The organism is Mesorhizobium sangaii, from assembly GCF_014207355.1.
In the GTDB taxonomy this organism is placed as follows: Bacteria; Pseudomonadota; Alphaproteobacteria; order Rhizobiales; family Rhizobiaceae; genus Mesorhizobium; species Mesorhizobium sangaii.
On record NZ_JACHEF010000033.1, the window covers coordinates 1 to 1,611 of the forward strand.

1 protein-coding gene is annotated in these 1,611 nt (G+C 65.4%); it reads left to right on the forward strand.

Features of this window, described 5'->3' with window-relative positions:
• A partial coding sequence (locus HNQ71_RS34555) for a condensation domain-containing protein (RefSeq protein ID WP_246462552.1) occupies window positions 1-1,611 on the forward strand: 1,611 nt, incomplete at both ends.

A 1,611-nucleotide genomic window follows, 5' to 3' on the forward strand; every position in this document is an offset into this window, starting at 1 on the left:
GCGCAGATCTGGGCGGAGCTTCTCGGTGTCGAGCGGGTCGGACGCCACGACAACTTCTTCGAGCTGGGCGGCCACTCGCTCCTGGCCGTGCAACTCTTGAGCCGACTGTCGCAGGTTGTTGGCGTCGAACTGCGCCTGACGACGCTGTTCGCCAATCCGGTGCTTTCCGATCTGGCAGAAAGCATTGTCGAGCAGTTGAGCCGCTCCGGTCCGCAAGACCTGCCGGCGATTGTAACCGTGTCGCGTCATGAGCCGCTTGTGCTGTCGTTTGCGCAGCAGCGGCTGTGGTTTTTGGCCCAGCTGGACGAGGGCAGCACCAACTATCACATGCCGCTGGCCCTGCGGCTGCGTGGTGTGCTCGACCGCACCGCGTGGCAGCGCAGCCTTGACCGTTTGCTTGCGCGTCATGAAGCGCTGCGCAGTGTCTTTGTCGCGTCGGATGGCAAGCCCTGGGTTGAGGTTCTGTCGCCGGATGCGGGGCTGCCCGTACTTGAGCACGATCTGCGGCACAGGCCGGATGCGGAAGCGGCGCTTCTGGAGCTGTGCCATGAAGAGGCGCGCACGCCATTCGATCTTGCGGGTGGCCCGCTGATCCGCGGGCGTCTGATCCGGATGTCGGATGCGGAGCACGTCTTCCTGCTGACGCAGCATCACATCGTCTCGGACGGCTGGTCGATGGGCGTGCTGGTGCGTGAACTCAGTCAGCTTTACCGGGCGTTCGAGGCTGGACAGGACGATCCTTTGCCGCCGCTGGCAATCCAGTACCCGGATTATGCCGCCTGGCAACGGCGGTGGCTGTCGGGGGAACGGCTGCAGAACCAGGCGCAGTATTGGCGCGACGCCCTGTCTGGCGCTCCGGCCCGTCTTGTCTTGCCGACGGACCGGCCGCGACCGGCCCAGCAGTCATATGCCGGGGCCGCTGTGCCGATCGTCATCGATGCGGATCTGACGCGGGGTCTGAAGCGGTTGAGCCGGCAGCATGGCACGACGTTGTTCATGACGGTGCTGGCGGCCTGGGCGGCGGTGCTGTCGCGTCTATCGGGGCAGGACGACCTTGTGATCGGCGTGCCGAGCGCCAATCGAGGCCGGGGCGAGATCGAAGAGTTGATCGGCTTCTTCGTCAACACCCTGGCGCTTCGGCTGGACCTGTCGGGCGAGCCGAGCGTGTCGGAGCTTCTGGAACGGACGCGGCGCACGGCCTTGGCTGCCCAGGACCATCAGGATCTGCCATTCGAGCAGGTGGTGGAGATCGTGCAGCCGCCACGGCATCTTGATCACACGCCGCTGTTCCAGGTGATGCTGGCCTGGCAGAACAACGCCGTTGAGCCGTTCGATCTTCCCGGGCTGAGTGTGGAGGTTGCCGGGGATGGGTTCGATCAGGTCAAGTTCGATCTGGAGCTGAGCCTTGGCGAGCACGGCGAGGTCATAGCCGGAACGCTGGGTTATGCCACGGCGCTGTTCGATCAGGCGACGATCGAGCGGCAGCGTGGTTATCTGCTGGCGCTGCTGCGGGCGATGGTTGCCGATGCCGGGCAGCCGGTCGGCCGCATCGAGCTGCTGTCGTCCGCCGAGCGGACGTATCTGCTGGAGGATCTGAACCGGACGGCTGCG